Origin of the sequence: Chitinophaga sp. 22308 (assembly GCF_052045305.1) — a bacterium.
In the GTDB taxonomy this organism is placed as follows: domain Bacteria; phylum Bacteroidota; class Bacteroidia; order Chitinophagales; family Chitinophagaceae; genus Chitinophaga; species Chitinophaga varians_A.
This window is the reverse complement of sequence record NZ_JBQEOP010000004.1, coordinates 127,192-142,949: the sequence shown is the minus strand read 5'-3', so window position 1 is coordinate 142,949 and position 15,758 is coordinate 127,192. Positions and strand designations below refer to the sequence as shown.

Below are 15,758 nucleotides of genomic sequence, written 5' to 3'. Positions count from 1 at the left end.
TTCAGGGAGCCTACCGCCTGCAAAGGCTGTACGCTCCCTGTATCATCATCTTAATTAATAGCTGTGGCGTGATTAGCTACCCTGTTTCAGTTTCTCGGCGTTCTCGGCAAACTGGAGGGCATCCACCATGTCCTTGATTTCGCCGTTCATGAAAGCGTCGAGGTTGTAAACAGTCATGCCTATACGGTGATCTGTAACGCGGCCCTGCGGATAGTTATAGGTACGGATTTTCGCGGAACGGTCGCCGGTAGACACAAGGCTTTTACGCTGGGAAGCGATAGCATCCTCATGTTTGCGGACTGCGGCCTCATAGATACGGGTACGCAGCATTTTCATGGCGATTTCGCGGTTGGAGTGCTGGCTACGGCCTTCCTGGCATTCCACTACCACGCCGGTAGGGATGTGGGTAAGCCTTACCGCTGACTCAGTTTTATTTACGTGCTGGCCACCAGCGCCGGAAGAACGGAAAGTATCCATTTTAATATCGGCTTCACGAACGTCCACGTCCACCTCTTCGGCTTCGGGCAGCACCGCCACGGTAGCAGCGGAGGTATGCACACGGCCGGCAGCTTCTGTGGCCGGCACACGCTGTACGCGGTGTACGCCGGATTCAAACTTCAGGGTGCCATATACATCGTCACCACTGACTTCTATCACCACCTCTTTAAAACCACCGGCAGAACCAGGGGTCTCATTCAGCAGGTTGGTGCTCCATCCCTTGGTTTCGCAGAAGCGCAGGTACATGCGCATCAGGTCACCGGCAAAGAGGCTGGCCTCATCACCACCGGTACCGGCACGTATTTCAAGGATGGCATTTTTCTCGTCCTGAGGATCTTTAGGGATCAGCAGGTTACGGATCAGCTCTTCCTGCTCTACCTTCTGCTCCTGCAGCGCTTCCGTTTCGGCTTTGGCCAGTTCGCGCATCTCTTCGTCGCCACTGTCCAGCACTTCCTTGTTGAAGGCAATATTGTCCAGCAGCTTCCGGTAGGCATCATATGCCTTCACGATTTTTTCCAGCTGCCGGTATTCCTTGCTAAGCTGGCCAAATTTTTTGTTGTCGCTTACTACCTCCGGGTTGGTCAGCGCCAGCGCAACCTGTTCAAAACGGCCTTTTATCGCTTCGAGTTTGTCTATCATAATTATCTTTGACTTTTGAGTACCCCTTCCTGAAAGACGGCAGGTGATACCACTAATCGGGTTGCAAAATTAACACCATTCATTTAATTAAATATCAGGTTGTTGAAACAGATCAAATTAAAAGGAAAAGATATATTCGACGGTCAGCGATTTCTGGGGCCCGGACAGGTGCTGATATTGAACGAAGATGGCGCAGTGGCGGGCATTGTAGCGGAAAACACCGCCGGCGGCGATGTCCGGGAACTGGACGGCATCCTCTGCCCGGGATTTGTAAATACCCATTGTCACCTGGAGCTTTCACACATGAAAGGCGTGATACCTGAAAAAACAGGGCTGCCCGCTTTCCTTACCCGGGTGATGGAAAACCGCAACAGTGGCACAGATCAGGCTACCGCCATCGCGGAAGCAGAACAAGCCATGTGGGAAGCCGGCATTGCGGCGGTGGGGGATATCAGCAACAGTCCCGCTACAGTGGCCCAAAAACGCCACCAGCGCCTTTACTACCATACCTTCGTGGAATGCATGGGCGTGGCGGAAGTAAGCGCCTCCTCCCGCTATCAATACAGCCTCGAGGTATTACAGGCTTTCCGGGAGATAACCGGCCATAGCGCCTCCATTGTACCGCATGCGCCCTACTCTGTCAGCAGCGCGCTTTTCGGCCTGCTGGCCCAAACGCCGCATAATACGCCGGTCAGCATCCACAACCAGGAATGTGAGGCGGAAAATGAACTCTACAACACCAAAACCGGCGATTTCCTCCGGTTCTATGCCCATTTCGGGATGGACGCCGGCAGCTTCCGGGCAGCCGGCACCAACAGCCTGGAAGCCTATCTTCCGCGGTTTGCCCACAACAAAATCCTGCTGGTGCACAATACCTATACCTCGGCAGCCGACATCCGGTTCGCCCTGCAGCAGCCGGTGGAAACCTGGTGGTGCTTTTGTCCGCAGGCCAATTTGTATATTGAAGACCGGTTGCCCGATATTCCCCTGTTCCGGGAAGCAGGATGTAATATCACACTGGGTACTGACAGCCTGGCTTCCAACCATCAGCTGTCAGTCTGGGAAGAAATAAAGACCATACAGGCCCGCTACCCGGACATACCGCTGGCAGAGCTGTTACGCTGGGGCACCAGCAACGGCGCCAAAGCGCTGGGCATTGAAAGCCGCTACGGCAGCTTCGGAGCAGGGATGCAGCCTGGCGTAGTGTTGATTGCCGATAACACCAAACGTATTATTTAGAATTAACCATATGAATGATTTCCTGAACCAGGTATTCCTGGACAATCCCGTAAGGGACTATCTCATCCTGATTGGCGTACTGCTCTTTGTATCTTTTGTCAAACGTTATGTGTCTAAAGGGATGGCTACCATCCTGTTCCGCCTGGTGCGCCACTGGTCGCCCCAGATAGAGGAAAAAGACTTTATTAACCTGCTGCTGCGGCCATTGGAGTACTTCCTGTTGCTGGTCACTTTTATGCTGACCATCGACCGGTTTACCTTTCCTACGGTGCTCAACGTACATGTGTACAACAAAGCCACGCTGAAGGACATCACAGATACTCTGCTGTCACTGGCTTTCAGCATGAGCATCATCTGGATCATGCTGCGCCTGATCGACTTCATTGCGCTGGTACTCGAAAAGAAAGCGGAACTTACAGAAGACAAAACGGACAATCAGTTTATCATCTTCTTCCGTGATTTCTTCAAGGCCATTGTCTTTATTATGGGGGCGATCGCCTTTATCCGGATACTTTTCGGCCCGTCGCTGGTAGAGAAGATCATCGCCGGCCTTGGTATCGGTGCGGCAGCCCTTGCCCTCGCCGCCAAAGAGAGCATCGAAAACCTGATCGGCTCCTTCATCATCTTCTTCGACAAACCATTCCGGGTGGGCGACAGTGTAAAGGTTGACTCCTGGCAGGGCACCGTGGAGAAGATAGGGCTGCGCAGCACCCGTATCCGTACGCTGGAAAAGACTTTCGTGACGGTTCCTAATAAAAAAATGGTGGACAGCATCCTCGACAACCTGTCGCTCCGCACCCAGCAAAGGGTGGCCATGCGCATCGAAATGGGCTCGGAAACGCCTGTTGACAAGCTGATGAAGGTACTGGACGACATCCGCAGCCTGCTGAAAAACAATTCCAACATACTGCCCGGCTTCACCGTAAACCTGCACGATTTCACAAAAGACACCTACGTCGTACAGGTCATCTTCAATACCTATATCATTGATGGTGCACAATATGCGTCTCTCCGGGAAAACGTGAACCTGTCCATTATTCGATTGCTGGCCGCCAATGAGGTGAAGCTGCCTACCACCTCCACAAATGTCACCTTCAGCAATTCAGATATGTAGTTTGGGACATCCGGATATTTAAACAGCTTTCGAATATCAAAATCCTGAATGAGAAAGGCCCGTTGATGCAGTATCAACGGGCCTTTTCACGAAGAAGTTCTTTAGTGGGCTATTCTTTTTCCTTCTTGGAGCTGTTCAGCAGGATGCGGGACAGGTCCCCTTCGATAGATTCTTTCGGAGAGCCTACGATACGGCCTACTTCACTGCCATCGCGGAAAACGATCACGGTAGGCAGTTTTTTCACTTTATAGTCAGTAGGAGCATCTGTCTGCATTTTCTGGTCAGCGCCAAACATCAGTACCTGGTCTTCCGGGCTGCCGGCAGTGATCATTACTTTATACAGTTCAGGGACCACTTTGCGGCTGGTTTCGTCCCAAGTGCCCATTACCACCACCAGGTTGTAGTTGGTGCGATTGGCTTTGATGTAGTTGAGCATATTGTCGTTGGGCTGATAGCTGTTCACCCCTTTATAAAACCAATCGGTAGACTGGTCCTGCATCAGGGACTTCATTTCAATTTTGCCTTTCATCACTTTATCGTTTCCATTCTGTGCCCAGGCCATTGTTGAAAAAAGCAGGCCGCCTCCCAGGAGTAATGTTTTCAAGCGCATAATCATGTTTTTATAATTGATCTTTCAGTTCGGTTAAAAAACCACGTACCTTCAGCAAAGCCTGTACCATTTCGAAATTCCGGGCGGCCAGTTTGAGATCTTCCTTCAATTTTTGTTTGGCGCCTTCGATGGTATATTTTCTTTCCCGCAGCAAATGGTAGATCAGTTTGAGGTGCTGGATGTCTTCCTGACGGAACAGCCGGTCCCCCTTTCTGTTCTTTTTGGGTTGAAGAATATCGAATTCATTTTCCCAATAACGTATCAGCGAAGTATTTACCCGGAACATGGCAGCTACCTCACTGATTGAATAATATTGCTTGTCCAGCACTAATTTGTCCAACTCCATAATCAAGTCTGGGTCTTCCGATACCTCTTTCAATGATTTACGTCCCCGCTTTTTACCAGGTAATCTGGGTACAACTATGGTCTTCTTCACTTTTGCTTTGACAGTGCCTCCCGCAGTCTCCGGTACCGGGTGGGGAGTTCCAGGTGTGGAAAAGAGGTCTAACTGTTGCATAAATGGTAAAAAACGGTGAAAAATATTCTTTACGGGAATGAAGTTAAGCTTTTCATGGCAAGCATGCAGCTTTTATCCTCCGGAAAAATATCATTTACCTGTTACAACACGTTAAAACCTAAGCACTAACAGCGCCGGATATTAGTCAAAAGACTGGTTACCGGACCTGGCCATCTTCAGCATGCGGTCAAATTGTTCGGGAGTGAGGTCATTAAAGAAGAAGTACACCGGGTCAACTTTCTCGCCATTTTTAATGACTTCATAGTGGCAGTGCGGACCGGTGGATTTACCGGTGCTGCCTACCCAGCCCAGTACATCGCCACGTTTGACGGACTGGCCGGCCTTCACCTTCATGCGGAACATGTGTCCATATAATGTTTTATAACCATATCCATGCCGTACGATCACATGGTTACCGTATCCTACGTCGCTCAGGCTGGCTTCTTCCACGGTACCGTCGCCGGTAGCATAGATAGGCGTGCCGCTGGGCGCCGCAAAGTCGAGGCCCGCATGGTACTTCATGGTTTTATAGATCGGATCGATACGATATCCAAAACCGGAAGCGATGTGTTTCAGGTCCTTGTTGGCCACTGGCTGTATGGCCGGAATAGAAGCCAGCATCTGCTGTTTATTTTTCACGAGATTATCGATCTCGTCGTAAGATTTTTCCTGGGATTTAATACGGTTGGTCAGCTCTTTCAGCAGGATGCCCGTAGAAGCGATGATTTCGCTGCTGGCAAAGGATTGCAGCTGGGCAGCCTCTTCATCGCGGTTGATTTTGCCTTCCCGGGCACTGTCGGGGATGGGAGAGGCCTCAAATATCACCCGGTAAATTTCATTGTCCCGTTCTTCCAGTTCGGCCAGTTTCCCTTTCACCTCTTTCATACGGCCCTGTAAAGCTTCATATTTTTCCTTCATCCCTTCCAGGTCGCGGCGCAACGACTTTTCCTTCGGAGAATCCACCACCCGGTAGGCCACCGACAGAAAGATCGCCCCGGTAACGATAGCAGCAGACACAAACCCGAGTATCCTCAGGATCTTCACCCGCAGCGATACTACGAGCTTCTCATATTTTAATGTTTGGGTGTTGTAAAAATATTTAACCTTCTTCATGCACCGGGTGTACTTTACGCTGACCTACAGCAGTGAACGCTGTTCCAGCAATTTTATTTTCATGAGGTCCAAACAAGCGGATGGCTGTTTTTGCAATATTTTCTGTCCACCTTAACTTTTTTGCCGGGTAACACAACCTGTTTTGAATAATCATACAGGTTTCAATATTTTTGCACTCCCTGTAAACCGTCGGAAAATAAGGCGCACAAACCTAATGTAATTAGATTAAAACATCAACCTTTTGAATGTCAATTTTCTAACTACTTTATAATGGCTTGAAACACAATACAGAAACGCCTGTTTTTCGTTGTTACATGGCAACAAAAATACATATTAACTCGCATCCATATTTATGACAGCATCTGAGATTAGACAGCAATTCCTGGATTTTTTTGCGTCAAAAGGACACCAGATCGTTCCTTCTGCCCCTATCGTGATCAAAAACGATCCCACCCTGATGTTCACCAACGCGGGCATGAACCAGTTCAAAGACTACTTTCTGGGCAACCAAACGCCGGCCCACACCCGGGTGGCGGACACGCAAAAATGTCTTCGCGTAAGTGGCAAGCATAACGACCTGGAAGAAGTAGGTATCGATACCTACCACCATACCATGTTCGAAATGCTCGGCAACTGGAGCTTTGGCGACTACTTCAAGAAAGAAGCCATCGCCTGGAGCTGGGAACTGCTGACAGAAGTGTACAAAATCCCGAAAGACAAACTCTATGTCACTGTTTTTGAAGGAGATGCGAGCGAAAACCTGCCTAAAGACGAGGAAGCCTTTAACTTCTGGAAAGAACATGTTCCGGAAGACCGTATCCTGCTGGGCAATAAAAAAGATAACTTCTGGGAAATGGGAGACACCGGTCCATGCGGCCCCTGCTCCGAAATACACGTAGACTGCCGCCCCGACAACGAAAGAGCCGCCATAGACGGTAAAACGCTCGTCAATGCCGACCACCCGCAGGTGATCGAAATATGGAACAACGTGTTCATGCAGTTCAACCGCCTGAAAGACAAATCCCTCGAGCCGCTGCCTGCCAAACACGTGGACACCGGTATGGGCTTCGAACGCCTGGTACGCGTACTGCAGGGCAAAACCTCCAACTACGACACCGACGTGTTCATGGGCACCATCCATATCACCGAACAGCTCACCGGCAAAAAATATGAAGGCACCGACACCCGCAAAGATGTGGCTTTCCGCGTAATCGCCGACCATATCCGCGCCATCTCCTTCACCATTGCCGACGGTCAGCTGCCATCCAACACCGGTGCCGGCTATGTGATCCGTCGCATCCTACGCCGGGCAGTCCGTTACTACTTCTCCTTCCTGGACGTGAAGAAGCCGCTGCTGCACGACCTGGTGCCGGTACTGGCCGCCCAGTTCTCTCACGTGTTCCCCGAACTGCAACAGCAGGTGGACTTTGTGAAGAAAGTAGTATTTGAAGAAGAGAACAACTTCCTGCGTACCCTCGACAGCGGTATCCGCCGGATCGAAGACTTTATGCACCAACAGGCGGCCACCAAAGCCATTGACGGCCAGACTGCCTTCGAATTATACGATACTTACGGATTTCCGTTCGACCTTACTACCCTCATCGCCTCTGAAAAAGGTTTTACAGTAGATGAGCCAGGCTTCGACGCCGCCATGCAGCAGCAGAAAGACCGCTCCCGCGCCGCGACTGCCGTAGACGCCGGCGACTGGGTAATACTCGACGAAACACCGGATTCCGTGTTCATCGGCTACGAACAACTGGACAGCATCACCAAACTGCTGAAATACCGTACCGTAAAAGCCAAAGGAAAAGAACAGTTCCAGCTGGTGCTGGGCCAGACCCCTTTCTATGCGGAAAGCGGCGGACAGGTAGGCGATACCGGCATCCTCCACTTCGATGATGAGATCGTACATGTTACCGATACCAAAAAAGAAAATAACCTGATCATTCACTTCACCGATAAACTACCTGCTAACCCGGCAGCAAAAGTGAAAGCGACCGTCGCCAAAGACAAACGTCATAATACGGCCCGTCACCACTCCGCTACCCACCTGCTGCACGCCGCGCTGCGCCAGGTGTTAGGTACGCACGTGGCACAAAAAGGCTCCCTGGTGAACGCTGAGAACCTGCGCTTTGACTTTTCCCACTTCGCTAAAGTGACCGACGAAGAACTGGCACAGATCGAAGCGATCGTCAACGAAAAAATCCGCCAGAATATTCCGGTGGTGATCAGGGAACTGCCCAAGGAAGAAGCCCTGAAGCTCGGCGCCATGGCGCTCTTCGGTGAAAAATACGGCGACGTGGTAAGGGTAGTGGTCATGGACCCGGCTTACAGCGTAGAGCTCTGCGGCGGTACCCACGTAGCCTCTACCGGCGAACTGGGCCTGTTCAAGTTTGTATCTGAAGGTGCGGTAGCTGCCGGCGTACGCCGCGTGGAAGCCGTTACCGGCGCCAAAGCGGAAGCTTTTGTGAACGAACAGCTGCAACAGCTCAAAGAGATCAAAAACACGCTGAAAAATCCGAAAGAACTGGTAAAAACAGTGGAAACACTGGTGCAGGACAAGTCTTCCCTCGAAAAACAACTGGAAGCCCTGGAAATGGAAAAAGTACGCCAGCTCGCCGCCAGCCTGCGTGATCAGGCCCAGGACATCAACGGCGTCAACTTCCTCGGGCAGGTGGTAAACGTTAGCAACGCGGAAGGCCTTAAACAACTGGCCCTCCAGCTGAAAAACGATATCCCCAACCATGTGCTGCTGTTTGCAGCCAACATCGGCGGCAAAGCCAGCGTGGCCCTCAGTATCGCGGATGAACTGGTGGCAGCCAAAGGCTGGGAAGCGCCTAAAATCATCAAGGAAAAAGTAGCCCCGCTGATCAAAGGCGGTGGCGGCGGCCAGAAATCCTTTGCTACCGCAGGCGGACAGGAAGCAGATAAACTGGACCAGGTGATAGCTGCTGTGAAAGCCATCATCGGATAAATATATTTCGCTTGTCAACGGAAAAGGCTGACCTTTTTGGGTCAGCCTTTTTTATGCACTATCTTAGCCCCCGGGGCAAATTTTAACAATTCCTCTGGTGACTGCCGTCATCTGACGGCCAGTTTTAACTTTTTCTTTCCTGTTGCCCCGGTTAATTTTGTAACACTCAAAAATCAAACTGGCATATGAAAAACGTACTCAGAAATTTTACCCTGGCAGGCTTCAGTTGCCTCGCCGTAAGCGTAGCCACCGCACAAAGTCCGGGTGCTTCAGCAAAAGATAAAATGGGCGAGTATGATGAAATCGTCATCAAAAACAAAAGCAACAAAGGCGGAAAGGTGACCGTGGAAATCAAAGACGGCAGCATCCTGCTGGACGGCCAAAAGATGGACCAGTACAACAATCCTGACATCTCCGTTTTCCGCCGGCGCATTACCCCCATGAATGGTAACAACTTCAGCTTTGACAACGGGCCTTCCCGTGATGAGATCCAGCTCTTTAACAATGATGAAGAGGAAGGCGAAGGACTTCCCATTACCGGTAATAAAGCCGTACTGGGCGTTATCACCGAAAAAACCACTGCCGTAGGCGCCACCGTGAAATCCGTCGCCCCCGGCAGCCCTGCAGACAAAGCAGGCATCAAAGTAGGAGATGCCATCACAAAAATCAATGATGAAGTCATCAACGAACCCAAAGCGCTGTTTGAAACCATCGGCCATTTCAAACCCGGTGACAAAATAACGGTATCGTATACACGCAATGGCAAACAAAACAAAGCAAGCGTTACGCTGGACGAAAGGAAAGAGGATTCTTTTGGCGGCATCTTCAACGCTCCCCGCAGAAGGAGCGAGCTGTTCACATTTCCCATGCCCCGTAACAGACAAGGCCTGGGCTTTGATTTTAACAGGGCCGATGACGGCGTAAAACTTGGTATCCAGGTGCAGGACACCGATGACGATAATGGTGCGCAGGTGATCAATATGGCGCCTGGCTCTCCCGCCGAAAAAGCAGGCTTCAAAGTCAATGACCTGATCACGGACATGGCCGGCAGCCCCGTAAAATCAGCACATGACGTGGCAGAACTTTATCGCGCCAACCGCGATAAGGGAACTATAACGGCAACGATTAAACGAAATGGTCAGACACAGACCATTGACATCAAGGTCCCGAAAAAACTGCACACGGCTGACCTTTAAAACAAGACTTTTCTTTTGGGTTTAATTATACAGACGAGAGGCTGACCTGCGTGGTCAGCCTCTTCGTTTTTATATCGTCACCCCCCGGGGGGAAAACTTTATTTCATGATCTTCTTCAACAGGCCGAGTTTATTTTTAAACGGAGGATATTTTACCGGCACGTCCAACCAGGTACCGGTTTTCAGCATACCTTTCGCATGGGTGAACGTCTCGAAACTATACCGGCCATGGTACTGTCCCATACCGCTGAAGCCAGCACCACCAAAGGGCAGCTCAGGATTGGTAAGGTGTACCAGCGCATTATTGACACAACCACCGCCAAAGCGCACCTGCTCTATCAGTGCGTTTTCTGTTTTTTTGCTTTTGGTGAAGACATATAACGCCAACGGATAAGGGTTTTTCTTAATCGCCTGGATCGCCTGCGGCAACGTTTCAAAGGTCAGAATAGGCAATACCGGGCCGAAGATTTCCTCCTGCATTACCTGATCGTCCCATTCCACGTCTTCCAGCAGGGTAGGGGCGATATAACGCTGATCGCGGTCTGTCTGCCCCCCATAAAGCACATGTCCTTCTTTCAGATAGGCAGCTACGGCATCGAAGCGGCGGGTATTGATCATCCGGGCGTAATCCTTGCTGGCAGCAGGATCTTCTCCAAAGAACTCCACGATAGCAGCTTTCAGCGCCGCCGTCAGTTCTTCTTTTATTTTATGATGCACCAACAGGTAATCCGGCGCCACGCAGGTTTGTCCGGCGTTCCAGAATTTAGACCAGACAATTCGTTTAGCCGCCACTTTTATATTCACTTTTTCATCTACGATACAAGGGGACTTGCCGCCCAGCTCCAGCGTAACCGGCGTGAGGTGTGGCACCGCCATCTCCATAATTTTTTTGCCCACAGGAATGCTGCCGGTAAAAAACACATGATCGAAGCGGAAAGCCATCAATGCCGGGATCACGGTACTGCCGTCTCCCTCCACCACTGTAATATAAGCCGGGTCAAATGTCTCTTTGATCAGGTCGGCGATCACCGTCGCCGTATGCGGCGCCAGTTCAGAAGGCTTCAGAATGGCACAGTTGCCCCCTGCGATAGCGCCTACCAGCGGGCTCAGTTGAAGCATAAAAGGATAATTCCAGGGTGCTATGATCAGCGTCAGTCCCAACGGTTCGCGGTATACACGGCTGCTGCTGGGGTACGTCACAAAAGGGGAAGTCACCACTTCCGGCTCCATCCACTGTTTCAGATTGGCCGCTATATAAGCAATCTCTTCATACAGGAATCCCACTTCGCTGCTATACGCTTCCAGCGGGTGTTTGTTGAGGTCCAGCTTTAACGCTTCGAGGATACGGGGCTCGTACCGCTGAATAGCTTTTTTCAGTTTTTGCAGCATCGCTTTTCTGAAGGCATAGGGGCGGGTAACACCGGAATCGAAATAATCATGCTGGGCATTGTACAGCTGACTTATCTGGGCATTGCTGATCATAGGGTAAAATTTAACCTTTATCTGTCTCAAGTTAGGCATTTCCGGGCATGAAATAGGTCGGAAACCCAGCATTATTTGAATATATTTGCGATAATCAGTACGGATTATGAGCGATATCTACAGTAAATATGAAACAGTGATAGGGCTGGAAGTGCATGCCCAGCTGCTCACCGACAGCAAACTGTTCTGCAGTGACAGTGCTGCCTTCGGCGGGGCGCCCAATACACATATCAGCGCCATTTCCCTGGCACATCCCGGTACCTTGCCCCGGATGAACCGCAAAGCAGCCGAATATGCCATTAAACTGGGCCTCGCCTGTCATTGCGAAATAGAAAAGGATAATTATTTCGCCCGTAAGAACTACTTCTATCCTGATCTGCCCAAAGGGTACCAGGTCTCCCAGCATACCGCCCCCATCTGCAAAGGGGGGTATGTACCAGTAGTCACAGAAGCCGGCAGCCGGCAGATTCAGCTCAACCGTATCCACCTGGAGGAAGATGCCGGTAAGCTGCTGCACGACCAGGACCCTGCCAACAGCTACGTGGACTACAACCGCGCCGGCGTGCCCCTCGTGGAAATCGTGAGCGAGCCTGATATGCATACCAGCGACGAAGCCTACGCCTACCTGACCGAGCTGCGGCGGCTCGTGCGTTACCTCGGCGTATGTGACGGCAATATGGAAGAAGGCAGCATGCGCTGCGACGCCAATATCTCCGTACGCATCAAAGGCACTACCACATTGGGTACCAAGGTGGAAGTAAAAAACATGAACTCCATCCGCAACGTGAAGCGGGCCATTGATAATGAAGTAAAAAGACAGATAGACCTGCTGGAAGCCGGCGGCACCCTGATACAGGAAACCCGCAGCTTCGACGCAGCCACCGGCAGCTCCTTCTCCCTGCGCTCCAAAGAAGAAGCGAACGACTATCGTTACTTCCCCGAGCCGGACCTGGCGCCGTTCCATCTCACCGATGAGTTTATTGCCGCTATCAGGGCCACTTTGCCCGCCCTGCCGGAAGAACTGGTCCAAAAATATACGACAACATACGGATTGCCGGAATACGATGCCCGCGTCATCTGCGATGACAAAGGCACTGCAGATTATTTTGAAAGCCTCACCGGGATCACCACACAGTATAAAGCCGCTGCCAACTGGATGCTGGGCCCTGTAAAATCATGGCTCAACGAACATTCGACGGACATCTCGCAGTTCCCGGTCACCCCGGCAGCCCTGGCAGCGCTGATCCACCTCACCGACAGCGGAAAAGTAAGCTTCTCCATCGCCTCTTCCAGGATATTACCGGAGATGATCAGCGCCACCACCGAAGACCCGCTGGCGATCGCCACCCGGCTCAATCTCCTGCAAGACACCAATGCCGACAATATCAGCCCCATTATTGATGAGGTGCTGGCCAAATACCCCGACAAGGTAGCCGCCTTCCGCGGTGGTAAAAAAGGCCTGATGTCGCTGTTTGTGGGAGAAGTGATGAAACTGTCCAAAGGCAAGGCCGACCCACGGCTTACCAACGAGCTGCTGGCAGAAAAACTGAAAGGATAGGCCGCTTTGAAGATATTTAGCTAATATTGACAGTTGAAAGGCTCAGAAAACGATAAAAAATCAGTAGCATGAAAAAATACTTATTGTGGATGTCCGTAGCCGCCTTCCTGGCCGGATGTGCCGGACAAACGGAAAAGGGAGAGTTTAAAATTGAGGGACATTTTACCAATCTCCCCCTCGGACCTGTAGTACTGGAAGAACTGACGCTGGACAACCTGAAAGTGGTAGATTCCACCAGCGTAAAAGATGCCAGCGGTAAATTTACCCTGAAAGGCATGGTGCCGGAACAAGGGCTCTACCGCATCCGCTTTGATAACGGCAAATTCATCCTGCTCTCGCTCGATGCCGGTGATATGAAACTCGAAGGGGACGTCAACAACCTCGAAGCGCTGAAAGTAAGCGGCTCTGAAGCTACTTCCGAACTGCAGCAGTTCCTGCAGGACATCAGCAAGCAGTCCATCGCCCTGACGGAAGAAATGCGCAAAGTGGACAGCCTCCACGGCGCCAAAGTGCCCGACAGCGTATTCCAGCCACAGCTGGCCGCTATCCAGAAAAAAGAAAAGGATTTCGAACAGGAATTCTTCACCATGGCTGAAAAAACAAAAAATCCGGCCAACGCCGTATTTGCTATCAGCCAGGTAAGAAACCCGGAAGAAATCATCTCCCATAAACAAACCATCACCGGTTTAACTACCCGCTTCCCGAAAAACACGCTGGTAAAAAGCATGACCGACAAAATCGCGGAGCTGGAAAAAAACAACCAGTTGACCAATGGTGATGCAGCCGGCGGCGATGACGAAGAAGCTACCGCTGTAAAAGTAGGCATGGAAGCCCCTGATTTCACGCTTCCCGATCCTAACGGTAAAATGATCAGCCTGAAATCCATGCGCGGCAAATATGTTTTGCTCGATTTCTGGGCCAGCTGGTGTGGCCCCTGCCGTGAAGAAAACCCTAATGTGGTAAAAGCCTTCCAGCAGTTCAAAGGCAAAAACTTCACGGTACTTGGCGTATCACTGGACAAAACCAAAGACCAGTGGACCGCAGCCATCGCAAAAGACGGCCTCGCCTGGAACCATGTGAGCGACCTGAAGTTCTGGGATTCTTCCGTAGTGCCATTGTATGGTATCAACGCTATCCCGACCAACTTCCTGCTCGATCCACAGGGTAAAGTAATCGCCAGCAATCTCAGAGGCGATGAGCTGATAGCGAAATTGAAAGAAGTATTGAAATAATATCTTCCGATTATATTGATCAACGCAAAGGGCTGGCCCGTTTAAGGCCAGCCCTTTGTATTTGGGGGATATGTCAGGAGTACCAACAATATCACCGGAAGGATAAAAAAACAGGCTGACCAATAATGGTCAGCCTGTCAGCTTTATGAAAAGAGATGTTGGTGATTATTCATCCCACCATACTGGTTTCAGGATATCAGTTACACGTACTGCGTTTGGATTGTACAGACGTTCGTTGATATCAGTAGGGAAACGGCGGGGAATAGCCGGTTTGTTCAACACGTTGTCAGGGTTCGGGGTAAGTACCGGGAATCCTGTACGGCGCCAGTCGGTATATGATTCAATCTGCGCAAACAGTGCAACATACTTCTGGTTCATGATTTTCTCCAGAGTAATGGTAGCATCTGTTTCGCTGGCATAAGCAGTCACGAAAGCGGCAGGCGCGTCTTTGCCTGTAGCGCTTTTAACGTGTGCTAACACCGCTTCATTATGAGCTGCTGCGGCTTCGGCTTTTTTACCCAGGATAAAGTTGGCTTCGGCTTTGATAAATGCTGCTTCTGCATAACCAGCCAATGTGATAGGTGCTGTCTGACCTGCCATATAAGAACCGATTTTGGAAGCGGCCAGATCTTCAGAAGCAGGTGCTGCTCCTCTATAGACACCACCTTTAGCAGTATCAGCATAAACGCTGAGTCGAGGGTCGTTGCTGGCATTCATCATGTTAACCAGATTAGCGCCCATTCTGAGCAGTGCAGCACGGCCACTCTTAAACAGATACCATTGGTTGTTTTCGTTAGTTGGAGTACCATATACGGTACGCAGATCAGCCGCATTTTTTGTCACATGTGCTAATGCTGCAAGCGCCTGGGTAGCTGCGTCGCTAGGATTCTTCTTAGACAGGTGGATAGCATATCTTGCTTTCAGAATGTAAGCAGCATTTGTCCAATTGTCTAGATCTCCTTCAAAAAAGAAATCGTTTGCGCCTACTTCGCGGATGTCTGGCTTGCCCTCTTTCAGTGCTGTAATAGCGTCATCCAACAGAGACTGTATATAAGTATACACGTCTTTCTGCGCATCGTATTTAGGTGTGAAATTACCATTGATGATGCCCATACCTGCTTCCTTTGCAGGGATATCACCCCACAAATCTGTAGCAACGCCTAGGGCCATTGCTTTTACGATCAGGGCTATTCCTTTGTTATGAGCATTTCCCTCGCTGTAATTGGCAATGATGTCATTACAAGGCTGTATGATGTTGTTGAAGATATTATTCCAGTCGTTGTTGGCATCTCCTTCTTTGATATCATACATGTCATAAGCCAGCATCTGATCTGCGGTACCACCTAACTGTTGAGTTAAAATGGCGGCAGCGCGTGCAGGCGTTCCCGTATAAACTGACATCAATCCCAGTTCCGCGCCGGAGAGCACTAATGGCCCCGTGGCTTTGGTCGTGTTATTGGGAGAAGTTTCATACCCGTCAACAAACTTGCTGCAGGAAGTAGCAAGCATGACGCAGGGCAGTGTTAATGCTATGATGGCTTTTTTCATTATCTCGTTATTAGTATTTACCAAATTTAGTATCGCTAA

13 protein-coding genes are annotated in these 15,758 nt (G+C 50.5%); 6 read left to right on the top strand and 7 right to left on the bottom strand.

The genetic code is table 11. The annotated features are described in order from the left end of the window. Positions 1–72: 72 nt before the first annotated feature. Entirely contained in the window at positions 73–1,137 is a 1,065-nt protein-coding gene (prfA, locus tag ACTJJS_RS16650; RefSeq protein ID WP_168870559.1) for a peptide chain release factor 1, read from the bottom strand. 102 nt (positions 1,138–1,239) lie between these two features. On the opposite strand from prfA, the gene ACTJJS_RS16645 reads away from it, so the two are divergent. After that, positions 1,240–2,376, top strand: a complete 1,137-nt coding sequence (locus ACTJJS_RS16645) for an amidohydrolase family protein (protein ID WP_440664528.1) — start codon at positions 1,240–1,242, stop codon at positions 2,374–2,376. A gap of 10 nt (positions 2,377–2,386) precedes the next feature. After that, positions 2,387–3,490 carry a mechanosensitive ion channel family protein gene (locus ACTJJS_RS16640; protein ID WP_168870561.1) on the top strand — a complete coding sequence of 368 codons (1,104 nt, stop codon included), beginning with the start codon at positions 2,387–2,389 and terminating at the stop codon, positions 3,488–3,490. Between the two features lie 109 nt (positions 3,491–3,599). Here the strand turns inward: ACTJJS_RS16640 and ACTJJS_RS16635 are convergent, their stop codons facing one another. From ACTJJS_RS16635 to ACTJJS_RS16620, 4 genes are all read right to left on the bottom strand, one after another. Further along, positions 3,600–4,094 (bottom strand): thioredoxin family protein, encoded by a 495-nt coding sequence (locus ACTJJS_RS16635; protein ID WP_168870562.1) that lies wholly within the window; start codon positions 4,092–4,094, stop codon positions 3,600–3,602. A gap of 16 nt (positions 4,095–4,110) precedes the next feature. Beyond that, the gene (locus tag ACTJJS_RS16630) at positions 4,111–4,617 is read right to left on the bottom strand and encodes a MerR family transcriptional regulator (RefSeq protein WP_246496235.1); all 507 of its coding nucleotides are present in this window, start codon (positions 4,615–4,617) and stop codon (positions 4,111–4,113) included. Between the two features lie 141 nt (positions 4,618–4,758). After that, positions 4,759–5,730 carry a peptidoglycan DD-metalloendopeptidase family protein gene (locus tag ACTJJS_RS16625; protein WP_168870563.1) on the bottom strand — a complete coding sequence of 324 codons (972 nt, stop codon included), beginning with the start codon at positions 5,728–5,730 and terminating at the stop codon, positions 4,759–4,761. After that, positions 5,717–5,884 (bottom strand): hypothetical protein, encoded by a 168-nt coding sequence (locus tag ACTJJS_RS16620; RefSeq protein WP_168870564.1) that lies wholly within the window; start codon positions 5,882–5,884, stop codon positions 5,717–5,719. Before ACTJJS_RS16620 ends, ACTJJS_RS16625 begins: the two co-directional genes overlap by 14 nt. Before the next feature lie 198 nt (positions 5,885–6,082). On the opposite strand from ACTJJS_RS16620, the gene alaS reads away from it, so the two are divergent. Together alaS and ACTJJS_RS16610 are read left to right on the top strand one after the other, a co-directional pair. Continuing rightward, complete coding sequence (gene alaS, locus ACTJJS_RS16615; RefSeq protein ID WP_440664527.1) at positions 6,083–8,704, top strand: alanine--tRNA ligase; 2,622 nt, start codon at positions 6,083–6,085, stop codon at positions 8,702–8,704. Positions 8,705–8,889: 185 nt separating this feature from the next. Then, positions 8,890–9,900, top strand: coding sequence for a PDZ domain-containing protein (locus ACTJJS_RS16610; RefSeq protein ID WP_440664526.1), 1,011 nt, complete (start codon positions 8,890–8,892; stop codon positions 9,898–9,900). Positions 9,901–9,998: 98 nt separating this feature from the next. On the opposite strand, the gene ACTJJS_RS16605 is transcribed toward ACTJJS_RS16610, so the two are convergent. Next, entirely contained in the window at positions 9,999–11,381 is a 1,383-nt protein-coding gene (locus tag ACTJJS_RS16605) for an aldehyde dehydrogenase (protein WP_440664524.1), read from the bottom strand. A 106-nt stretch (positions 11,382–11,487) separates the two neighbouring features. Here ACTJJS_RS16605 and gatB point away from each other — a divergent pair, with 106 nt between their 5' ends. Further along, positions 11,488–12,939, top strand: a complete 1,452-nt coding sequence (gene gatB, locus ACTJJS_RS16600; RefSeq protein ID WP_440664523.1) for an Asp-tRNA(Asn)/Glu-tRNA(Gln) amidotransferase subunit GatB — start codon at positions 11,488–11,490, stop codon at positions 12,937–12,939. A gap of 68 nt (positions 12,940–13,007) precedes the next feature. After that, entirely contained in the window at positions 13,008–14,171 is a 1,164-nt protein-coding gene (locus tag ACTJJS_RS16595; protein WP_211092571.1) for a TlpA disulfide reductase family protein, read from the top strand. Between the two features lie 165 nt (positions 14,172–14,336). On the opposite strand, the gene ACTJJS_RS16590 is transcribed toward ACTJJS_RS16595, so the two are convergent. Continuing rightward, positions 14,337–15,719 (bottom strand): SusD/RagB family nutrient-binding outer membrane lipoprotein, encoded by a 1,383-nt coding sequence (locus ACTJJS_RS16590; RefSeq protein WP_440664522.1) that lies wholly within the window; start codon positions 15,717–15,719, stop codon positions 14,337–14,339. Between the last annotated feature and the right edge of the window lie 39 nt (positions 15,720–15,758).

Bases quoted from the DNA above. Each gene is read 5' to 3' on its own strand.
- prfA (WP_168870559.1), bottom strand. From the start codon at position 1,137: ATGATAGACAAACTCGAAGCGATAAAAGGCCGTTTTGAACAGGTTGCG.
- ACTJJS_RS16640 (WP_168870561.1), top strand. From the start codon at position 2,387: ATGAATGATTTCCTGAACCAGGTATTCCTGGACAATCCCGTAAGGGAC.
- ACTJJS_RS16630 (WP_246496235.1), bottom strand. From the start codon at position 4,617: ATGCAACAGTTAGACCTCTTTTCCACACCTGGAACTCCCCACCCGGTA.
- ACTJJS_RS16625 (WP_168870563.1), bottom strand. From the start codon at position 5,730: ATGAAGAAGGTTAAATATTTTTACAACACCCAAACATTAAAATATGAG.
- ACTJJS_RS16620 (WP_168870564.1), bottom strand. From the start codon at position 5,884: ATGATTATTCAAAACAGGTTGTGTTACCCGGCAAAAAAGTTAAGGTGG.
- alaS (WP_440664527.1), top strand. From the start codon at position 6,083: ATGACAGCATCTGAGATTAGACAGCAATTCCTGGATTTTTTTGCGTCA.
- ACTJJS_RS16610 (WP_440664526.1), top strand. From the start codon at position 8,890: ATGAAAAACGTACTCAGAAATTTTACCCTGGCAGGCTTCAGTTGCCTC.
- ACTJJS_RS16605 (WP_440664524.1), bottom strand. From the start codon at position 11,381: ATGATCAGCAATGCCCAGATAAGTCAGCTGTACAATGCCCAGCATGAT.
- gatB (WP_440664523.1), top strand. From the start codon at position 11,488: ATGAGCGATATCTACAGTAAATATGAAACAGTGATAGGGCTGGAAGTG.
- ACTJJS_RS16595 (WP_211092571.1), top strand. From the start codon at position 13,008: ATGAAAAAATACTTATTGTGGATGTCCGTAGCCGCCTTCCTGGCCGGA.
- ACTJJS_RS16590 (WP_440664522.1), bottom strand. From the start codon at position 15,719: ATGAAAAAAGCCATCATAGCATTAACACTGCCCTGCGTCATGCTTGCT.